6 protein-coding genes and 2 pseudogenes are annotated in these 9,629 nt (G+C 64.0%); 1 reads left to right on the top strand and 7 read right to left on the bottom strand.

The window, feature by feature from the left end:
- Nucleotides 1-195: 195 nt before the first annotated feature.
- From HWX25_RS32245 to HWX25_RS32220, 6 genes and pseudogenes are all read right to left on the bottom strand, one after another.
- Nucleotides 196-759: a cytochrome b/b6 domain-containing protein gene (locus HWX25_RS32245; RefSeq protein ID WP_175912606.1), complete on the bottom strand. Its 564-nt coding sequence runs from the start codon at nucleotides 757-759 to the stop codon at nucleotides 196-198.
- Between the two features lie 148 nt (nucleotides 760-907).
- Nucleotides 908-2,272: an aspartate aminotransferase family protein gene (locus HWX25_RS32240; RefSeq protein WP_175912604.1), complete on the bottom strand. Its 1,365-nt coding sequence runs from the start codon at nucleotides 2,270-2,272 to the stop codon at nucleotides 908-910.
- Between the two features lie 55 nt (nucleotides 2,273-2,327).
- Nucleotides 2,328-3,773 carry an aldehyde dehydrogenase family protein gene (locus HWX25_RS32235; protein ID WP_175912602.1) on the bottom strand — a complete coding sequence of 482 codons (1,446 nt, stop codon included), beginning with the start codon at nucleotides 3,771-3,773 and terminating at the stop codon, nucleotides 2,328-2,330.
- A gap of 279 nt (nucleotides 3,774-4,052) precedes the next feature.
- Complete coding sequence (locus tag HWX25_RS32230) at nucleotides 4,053-5,492, bottom strand: APC family permease (RefSeq protein WP_175912600.1); 1,440 nt, start codon at nucleotides 5,490-5,492, stop codon at nucleotides 4,053-4,055.
- Nucleotides 5,493-5,785: 293 nt separating this feature from the next.
- Nucleotides 5,786-6,730: a helix-turn-helix domain-containing protein gene (locus HWX25_RS32225; protein WP_175912598.1), complete on the bottom strand. Its 945-nt coding sequence runs from the start codon at nucleotides 6,728-6,730 to the stop codon at nucleotides 5,786-5,788.
- A gap of 495 nt (nucleotides 6,731-7,225) precedes the next feature.
- Nucleotides 7,226-7,362, bottom strand: a pseudogene (locus HWX25_RS32220) (IS110 family transposase); the annotation flags it as partial.
- 439 nt (nucleotides 7,363-7,801) lie between these two features.
- Between HWX25_RS32220 and HWX25_RS32210 the strand changes: the two are divergent.
- Nucleotides 7,802-8,197, top strand: a pseudogene (locus HWX25_RS32210) (transposase); the annotation flags it as partial.
- A gap of 168 nt (nucleotides 8,198-8,365) precedes the next feature.
- On the opposite strand, the gene HWX25_RS32205 reads toward HWX25_RS32210, so the two are convergent.
- Entirely contained in the window at nucleotides 8,366-9,415 is a 1,050-nt protein-coding gene (locus tag HWX25_RS32205; protein WP_244135330.1) for an IS110 family transposase, read from the bottom strand.
- Between the last annotated feature and the right edge of the window lie 214 nt (nucleotides 9,416-9,629).

Genomic DNA, 9,629 nt, shown 5'->3' with positions numbered 1-9,629 from the left:
CGTCCGCGGGCCACGCTGAACTGGCACACGCCTCTGGAAATCCTTGCTCAGATTCTGGCTAACCCCACGGATCGCGCTCCTGTTCAGTAACCCGCGAGGTGTTGCACTTCGCCCTTGAAACCGCCCCGGGCCGCCGTGGTCGAGCGACCCGCATGCGGAACGTCGCCGGGATCGCGGCCCTGTATTGCCGCGGCGTTACAGCATGCGCCGCAATACGTCGTTTTCTCGGTTCGAGTCGAAGAACCGGTGTTTCAGTGCCGCGAGGATATGCAGGACGATGAGCGCAAGCAGCGTATAGGCCAGCGTCTTGTGCAGCCACTGGAATGCCTCGAACCAGTGGTCGTTCTTCGGCAGCAGCTCGGGTACGCGGACAAAGAAGAACGGCACGCCGTCGCTCTGCGTATACGTGCTGGACATCGAATAACCCATCAGCGGCACGCTGATCGCCAGCGCGTACAGCAGGTAGTGCGCGATCTTGGCGAGCTTCCGGTCCAGCTTCGGCAGGCTCGACGGCAGCGGAGGCAACGGCTTCATCGAGCGAATCGCCAGTTGCGTCAGGACCACCAGCAGCGTGAGCACGCCGAACTCCTTGTGGGTCGGGTAGTACCAGTCGAACTTGGCCGGCAGGTTGTCGTCGAGCCGGACCATGGTCCATCCGGTCCAGAGCTGCGCGCCGATCAGGATCGCCCTGACCCAGTGAAGCAGCCGAAGCGCGAGCGGGTATTTCTCGTCGGTGAATGCAATGGCCTGGTTTTCCATGTGACTTGTCTTCCTTGAAAGCGAAATTGCGACAGGCGAGATGCCGATCGTCGACTTCGACGTCCCGCGGCGATCTTCGTCGAACCGAGGCCGGATCGCGGCGCACGAACCTTCGACGAAAAGTCCGTGCGCCCGGCTGTCCGCGCGGTTAGGCGATCGATCGCGAATCCGCGCAGCACTCCTGCAGTGCCTCGCGCAGCGTCACCGCAATGAAGTCGGCCTCGCCCTGCTGCAGCGTCAACGGCGGCGACATCACGACCTTGTTGGCGATCGCCCGGACCAGCACGCCGCGCTTGCGCGCCGCATCGGCCACGCGCGCCGCGAACCCCTTGCCCGGATCGAGCGGCGTGCGGCTGACCTTGTCGGTCACGAGATCGAGCGCCAGCATCAGCCCCTTGCCGCGGACGTCGCCGACGGTCTCGAAGTCGGCCTTCAGCGGCAGCAGATGCTCGAGCAGGCGCTGGCCCACCCGTGCCGCATTGCCCGGCAGATCCTCGGCTTCGACGATGTCGAGCACCGCGAGCGACGCGGCGCACGCGAGCGGATGCCCGCTGTACGTATAACCGTGCATGACCATGTGCGAGAAACCCGTGCCCTGTTCGATCGCCTGCGCGATGCGACCGTTGTACAGCGTCGCGCCGAGCGGCACGTAGCCGGCGGAAATGCCCTTGGCGACGCACAGGATGTCGGGGGCGACGCCCCATCCGCGACTGCCGAGCAGGCTGCCGGTGCGGCCGAAACCGGTGACCACCTCGTCGGCGATCAGCAGGATGCCGTTCCTGTCGCACACGGCGCGCACGCGCGCCCAGTAGTCGGCGGGCGGCACGATCAGGCCGCCGGCACCCTGCACCGGTTCGGCGACGAACGCGGCGATGGTCTGCGGGCCATGGAACGCGATCGTTTCCTCGAGTTGCTGGATGCAATGCTCGACGAGTTGCTGAGGATCGTCGCAGTTCCACGGGTTGCGATAGAGCCAAGGCGTGTCGAGCAGTACGCAGCCGGGCAGCAGCGGACCGTGATTGTAATGGTAGACGCCGTTGCCGCCGATCGACGTGCCGCCGACGTGCACGCCGTGATAGCCGTTGCGTAGCGACAGGAATTTCGTGCGCGACGGCTCGCCCGCGGCGACCCAGTACTGGCGTGCCATCTTGAGCGCGGTCTCGACCGCGTCGGAACCGCCGCTGCCGAACATCACCCGCTGCATGTCTTCCTGCGCGAACATCGCGCACAGGCGGTCGGCCAGGTCGTACACGCGCAGATGGGCGACGCCGTCGAAGGTCTGGTAGTAGGACAGCTCGTCCATCTGGCGGGCGATCGCGGCCTTCACTTCCGGCCGGTTGTGGCCGACGTTGACGTTCCACAGTCCGCCGACGCCGTCGAGCATGCGGTGGCCCTCGACGTCGTACACGTAGTTGCCGTCGCCGCGCTCGATGATCACGGTGGGGGTCGTATGGCCGGCGGCCGCCGAGCTCATCGGGTGCCAGAATCGCTTTTGTCGCTTTTGGTAGTCCATGGTGGTTCTCTCACGAAGTGCTTGAACACAGTGCGGCGCGACGTGCGCCGCGGGATCACAGGGCTGCGGTGATGATCTTTTCCTCGAGGTACGAATCGAGCGCGGCCGTCGACAGGTCGCGCCCGATCCCGCTCTGCTTGGTGCCGCCCCACGGCAGGCGCGCGTCGATCGGGCTCCAGGCATTGATGGCGACCGCGCCGACGTCGAGCCGCTCGGCGATGCGGTGCGCGGTGCCGACGTCCTGCGTCCAGACCGACGCGGACAGGCCGAACGGGGTGTCGTTGGCGATGTGGACCGCTTCGTCCTCGGTGTCGAACGGCATGACCATGCCGACCGGGCCGAACACTTCTTCGCGGGCGATCCGCATGTCCGGATGCACGCCGCCGAGAATCGTCGGGCGCATGAAGCAGCCGCGCGGCGGCACCTGTTCGTCGCCGGCGAGCAGCACCGCCCCTTCGGCGAGCGCGCCTTCGACGTGCGCGCGCACGCGCGCGAGGTGACGTGGGTTGATGAGCGCGCCCATTTGCACGCCGGGTTCCGACGGCGGGCCGACGCGGATGGCGCGGGCGGCGTCGGCGAGGCGCTCTTCGAGGGCGCGTGCGATCGAGCGGTGCGCGAGCACGCGCGAGCCGGCCGCGCACGTCTGCCCCTGGTTCGCGAACATGCCGGCCATCAGCGACGGGATCGCGCGGTCGAGATCGGCATCCGCGAACACGATCTGCGCGGCCTTGCCGCCGAGTTCGAGCGTGACGCGCTTGAAGGTCCTGGCCGCTGCGCCAGCGATCGCACGGCCGACTTCGGTGCTGCCGGTGAAGCTGATCTTGCTGACGAGCGGGTGCGCGACCAGCGCGGCGCCGACTTCCGAACCGACGCCGTGGACGATGTTGACGACGCCGGCGGGAAGGCCGGCCTCGCAGACGAGTTCGCCGAGCCGGTGCAGCGCCAGCGGCGTGTCCTCCGACGGCTTGATGACCACCGGGCAGCCGGCCGCGAGCGCCGGCGCGAGTTTCCACACGGCGATCATCAGCGGCGCGTTCCACGGGATGATCTGGCCGGCGACGCCCACCGGCGCGCGCCGCGTGTAGCTGAGCGTCGGGCGGCCCATGAAGCCGTCGGTCGGAATCGTGCGGCCCTCGAGCTTGTCGGCCCAGCCGGCGAAGTAGCGCAGCGTGTCGATGCACATCGGGATGTCCATCATGCGCATCTCGGCAAGCGGACGGCCTTGTTCGACGGCCAGGAGGTTTGCCAGCGCGTCGCCGTCGCGCTCGACCAGGTCCGCCAGCCGAAGCAGCCAGCGGGCCCGGGCCGAGCCGCCCGCGCGCGCCCATACGTCGTCGTGCAATGCGCCGTGCGCGGCGCGCACCGCGCGATCGACGTCTTCGGCGGTCGACGCGGGCACGGCGGCGACATAGTCGCCGGTCGCCGGCGCCCGCTTTTCGAAGGTGCGGCCGGCAGATGCGTCGCAATGCCGGCCGCCGATCAGGTTCTGAATTTTCATCATGGTTTCCGTATTTCCAGGGGCGAATCGTCGGACCGGGCCGGGCCGGTCGAGGCGATGGCGGCTGCCACGGTCCGGCTTCAACGTCGGATCCACTGTATGTCGATGAAATGGCGGGCCTTGTCCGCTATCGGCAATCGTTGTCGCGCGATCGGGATAGGGAATACCCGCGCAAAGGCGCGCCGGCGCGACGCGTCGATGCGTGTCGCGCCGGCAGCGGGAAAGCGTCAGGGGTGGGGCAACGCGATGCCGGTGCCGCGCGCGGCACCGGCGGGGTGGCGACTACTGGACGGCGCGTCCGAGTTCGCGATACAGGTCGGGATCGCTGCGCTTCAGGCGCAGCGCGGCGCGGATGCCGAGCGCGCCGATGGCGAGCAGGAAATACGGGAACATCGCGACGAAGGTCGAATCCGATCCGCTCAGCACGGACAGGTTGCGCACGACCAGCACGAGGCAGGCGCCGAGCGCGATCACGCTGACGAGCGGCGCGATCAGGCGGTGCACGAGGCTGGTGTCACGGTGGTCGCGCGCGAAGAACGCGATGACCGAGGCCGCGACGAGGATCTGCACCGCGATGATGCCGATCGTGGCCAGTGCGCTCATCCACGAGAACACGACCGCGAACGGATCGAGGCGGAAGGCGGCGGAGCCGGCGATGGCCGCGAGCGCGATCAGCGTCTGCACTTTCCCGGCGACGTCGGGGCAGCGATGCACGGGGCACGTATGGCCGAGCTTGCGCCACAGCACGCGTTCGCGGCCCATCGCGTAGAAATAGCGCGTGATCGTGTTGTGGAACGACAGGATGGCCGCGAACAGGCTCGTGACGAGCAGCACGTTCATCGCGTCCGTCGCGATGGTGCCGAGCAGCCGGCCGCTGACGGCAAACCACAGGTTGGCCGGATCGCGGTTCGCCTGCGCGGCGATCTGCCCTTCGCCCCACGCCTCGACGATCGCCCACGACGACAGCGCGTAGAACACCATGATCAGGATCACGGCCAGGTACGTAGCGCGCGGGATCGTGCGTTTCGGGTCGCGGGCTTCCTCGGAGAAGATCGCCGTCGCCTCGAAGCCCATGTACGAGCCGAGCACGAACACGAGCGCGGTGCCGAGGCCGGGCGTGAACACCATCGCGGGGCTGAACGGCTTCGCGCTGAAGCCGCCGGCGCTCGCGCCGTGCACGACGATCGCGAGATCGAGCAGCATCACGATCGCGATCTCGCCGATCATCAGCATGCCGAGCAGCCGCCCGCTGAACTCGATGTGCCGCGCGCCGCAGAAGTGGACGGCGACGACGCAGGCCAGCGCGAACGTCCACCACGGAACGTCGATGCCGTAGTGCTGCTGGACGCCGTTGTTCAGGAAGAAGCCGAACATGCAGTAGATCGCGATCTGCACGGCGTTGTACGCGACGATCGCGACGAACGCGCCGCCCACGCCGACCGGGCGCCCGAGCCCGTTCGCGATATACGCATAAAACGCGCCCGCATTGGAGATGTGCCGGCTCATCGCTGCATAACCGATGCTGAAGATCAGGTACATCACGCCCGCCAGCACGAATACGCCCGGCACGCCGGGGCCGTTGCCGAGCGAGAATGCGGCGGGCGTCGCGCCGACCATCGCGGTGAGCGGCGCGGCCGCGGCGACGACGAAGAAGACGATGTGTGAAAGTCCGACTGCGTTTTTGCTGAGCCCCGCTTCGGACCGGGATGACAGTTCGTTCATGAGTAGTCCTGCTGGCCGGATCGTCCGTCAGGAGTCGACACCGGCATGCCTGATCAATGTCCCTGTGTCGCGGGCCGATCCTGACGATCCGGCAGTGGAGGCTGCCTTCCGCCGGCGACACAGGTGTGCGCTTTGACGGCCGCCCGGTGACGCGCACGGAGCGCGCGAGCAGGCCGACGACAAAATTTACGGTGCCGAAAAGCGGGACGTTGTCCGCTATCGGCAATCCGCGTGCGTCGGGCGGCAGGGGATTACCCGGATACGACGGCGCAGCGTGCCGTGCACGCGCGGTCTCAGCTCAGGCGCGGCGTGTGCGACGGCAACTCGTGGAAATGTTGCTGGTAGTACGCGGAGAAGCGCCCGAAGTGGCAAAAGCCGAATTGCGCCGCCGCGTCGCCGATCCGCATCGTCTCGGGTGTCGTCATCAGGAAGCGTCGCACCGCGTTCAGCCGGATCGAGCGGAGGTAGGCCGTCGGCGTGGTGCCGACGACGTTCTGGAAGCTGTATTGCAGCGTACGGCGGCTGATTCGAAGGTGATAACAGAGATCGATGACCGTCGGCACGTCGTCGCTTTCCAGCGCGATTTCCTGGCTGCGGCGAACGATGTAGCTTTGCGTTGATGCCGACGGCAGCGCACCGGCATCCGATTCATCGGACTGCACGAGGTCGAGCAGGATGCCGACGACGCTGTGCGCGAGCACGCGTTCGTCGAACGCATCGCGCGCCGTGAGCGAACCGCTGTCGAGCGCCTGGCAGAGCACGCGCTCGAGGCCATCCAACGCATGGCCGTAACGCGCGGGCGAGATGGGCAGCACCGGCTGCTTCAGCACGCGCGCGGGTAGGTTCGCGAGTTCGTCGAGTGCGCGATCGGCCGTGAGCGTGCGATCGATCGTGAACGCGAGCACTTCGGTATCGCAAGGAAGATGGGCGACGAACTCCTCGCCGCCGCGCAAGGTTAGCAGGCTCGGGCGCTCGACGGTGCGCCCCTGGACCACCGGCGCGACCGAGCTGGCGATCGGCAGCGCGAAGCAGAGGCGGTCGCGCGGCGCCATCCCGTGTTGCATGACGCGCTGGTTGATGCGTTCGCGAAAGACGTGAAAGCGCTGGCCGGCAACCTGGCGCAGCGACGTCGTGGCGGTGCCGGGACTGATCTGATCGTAGTGCTGCGACCAGTTCACGATCGCCTGGGAATGGAGGAACACATCCGAGAAGCACCGTGTTTCAGCGTGCAGGTTCATGATCTAACCAATATGTCCGTTCAAGAATCCGAACCCGGCTGCAGCCAAAGCAAACTTGCTGCTGGCAGGACTAGAGGCGGCGTTGGCTACCGTGCGCAACCAAGAACGTCTCGGACACTGTTGCATACTCCAATTGAATCTGGCGAAGATGATAACCAGAAAAAATTCAGCACGAGGCATTGACTAAGCCCCGGCGCTGTTCGTCGTGCCACCTGCACATGGGGGCGCAGTGGCATCAGCTGGAAGCAGGGAATTGGAAGAAAAGTCCAAAAAATGTGGGATTAATGAGTATAAAAATGATGTTTTATGTTAAAAATTGCAAGAAAACTCCAACATTAAGGATTTTGTAAATATCCTTATCAGTGTGTTCAAAGCGGGGCGCACAATGGCTCGCCCCAAGGCAAGGGGGACGCCAGTGTGCGTGATTGTCAACGGGGTGGCGGCTTTCAGGCTAGCGTTCTTCTCTAGCTCGTCGAGGTGCCCCTATGTCTCTCGTCAAGCGTTAGGTGCTGACTTGGGTTGGTAAATGGTGCCATCACGAAGCACGGCGAATAGGACGTCGCTGCATCGCCCTGCCAGTGCGATGAGGGTCTGCTGTGGCGCCGGCCTTACCGGATCTTGCGCGAGCAATAAGTGGGTGTGTGCTGGACCTTACTTTCCTTAGTACTTCGTACAGTAGATGACGGTGACCGACGCGGTGCAGGTCGCCGACCGCGGCGAGGATAGTCATGGCGATTACCGAGCCAATGCCAGGTAGTGTCTTCAGATGGGCGAAGTTGGCATTACCGTGAAGTTTCCCTCGCCTATTCAGGTCAGAACGTTAAGCATGAGGCGACTGCCAATCCCATCACGTTTGTGTTTAGCGCCCATACACGGTTTGTCGGCGAGTGGTCAACCCAGTTGATGCAGATCCTCGTCCTCACTAGCGTCTTTGCTGTATTGCCCTCGTTGCATAACGCGCTCTGCCGTTATCTGTTTGGAGCAGCCCCCTGAAACACCGGATGTAGCCTCTCGCTTAAACTAGCGGGTAGGCATAAGACTGTGTTTTTGACTAACACCAGGCAGGAAGTGATGGAAGTGTTGACGGGCCCAGAGCGTCGGCGGCGCTGGACGGCGGAGCAGAAGCTGGCGATGGTGCGCGAGAACTTCGAGCCGGGGAAGTCGGTTTCGATAGTCGCGCGCCAGCACGGCGTGAACCCGAACCAGCTGTTCCATCGGCGCAAGCTGTACCAGGACGGGAGCCTGTCAGCAGTCAAGGCTGGCGAGGAAGTGGTTCCGGCATCGGAGCGGGCCGATGTGCTCAAGCAGATTCGCGAGCTGCAACGGATGCTCGGCAAGAAGACTATGGAGAACGAGATTCTCCGAGAAGCAGTCGAGTACGGCCGGGCAAAAATGTATGGTCCGCCCCGGTTTTGCAAGCGGGTTCTGTGTGACGAAGCAGTTTGCGTAAATGTATCCGGCCTCTCGCCAGTCAGCCGCTTTTGGCGGCAAGGCCATGTTGGGATATGCGCGCTCGGTTCCCAATAAATGGACTGACCTCAAGGACCGCTTTTTTGTCCCGGGTTTACCGAACGCCGTAGCACGGTTTCGTCATCAGGTATCAGCCTGCAAACTTGGAAGGGTGTTCATTACCTCCTACTGCTGTTTCGGTTGCCTAAGATAGAACGCACCTTGGCGGGTCAGCACGGCCCACGAAATTCTTGCGAGCTTGTTGGCCAAAGCGACGATGATCTTGTTGCGATGTATGCCCCGTGCTTCCATTCGGGCTATCCAGGCGCCGAGATGATCTTTTGTTCGATCGAGATGCAGCACGCAGGAACGAGCGCCGTGCACAAGCAGCTTGCGCAAATAGGGATTGCCGCGCTTACTGATTCCGAGCAAGCACTGTTTGCCACCCGTCGAGAATTTCTTCGGCACAAGCCCAAGCCAGGCAGCCAGATGCCGACCGGATTTGAATTGAGTGCCTGTCCCGGCGAAAGCAGTAATGGCCGTCGCTGTGAGTTGGCCGATACCCGGCACTGATGTCAGTCGGGTAGCAGCATCGTCGGCGCTGGCAATAGATTCGATTTGCTGCCGAAGTTGCAGCAGACGTGCCTCGATGGAACGATATTCCTGCCATAGCTCCTCGAGCAGGCGGCGCATCGACGGAGTCAGTCCGTTTTGGTCATCTGAGAGAATCGATGGCATGTCACGGACGAAGTATGCGGCGCCGACACTGATGGTGAGACCATATTCGAGTAGAAAAGCACGGGCCTGATTGATGACGGACGTCTTGTTGGAAACGAGCCGTTGCCGGACACGGTGTAGCGCTTGTAAATCGAGCTGGGCCTCTGTCTTCGGCTGTGCGAAGCGCATGGTAGGACGGGAGATTGCTTCGGCGATCGTCTCTGCGTCGATCATGTCCGTCTTGTTGGACTTGACGAACGGTTTGTCGAACTGCGCGGGGACTATCCGGACCTCGTGACCGGAGAGGGCGGCCTTACGAGCAAGCCAGTTACTGCCAGGGCAGGCCTCCATCCCGACAACTGTTGGTGACGCACGGGCGAGAAATTCGATGAGGCTTTCGCGAGTGAAGCGGTTTCTGAACACCGGCTTGCCAGCGAAATCGAGTCCGACGACGTGAAACGCTGATTTGCCGATGTCGATGCCCATGCGAACCACGACAGGTTTGACAGGCTGACTCATGACACACCTCGTCGGAAGTTGTACGTGTCACCGCCGATTATGCGACTGCGGGAGGGGCGGACCATCCTATTAATGGATAGCGCACTCGGCCTCGCTGCCGGAGGAATGAAATGAACGTCTCCCACCCTCGCGATCCACGAGCGTGGGAGGCTCAGGAAGGTGGATCCTCACGGGCCGACGGCATCAGAGTGTCCAAGAGGAAGATCATTGAGGT

This window comes from Burkholderia sp. BCC1640, from assembly GCF_902833125.1.
GTDB lineage: Bacteria > Pseudomonadota > Gammaproteobacteria > Burkholderiales > Burkholderiaceae > Burkholderia > Burkholderia diffusa.
Note: the sequence above shows the minus strand (reverse complement) of the source record. Positions and strands in the feature narration are given on the sequence as shown.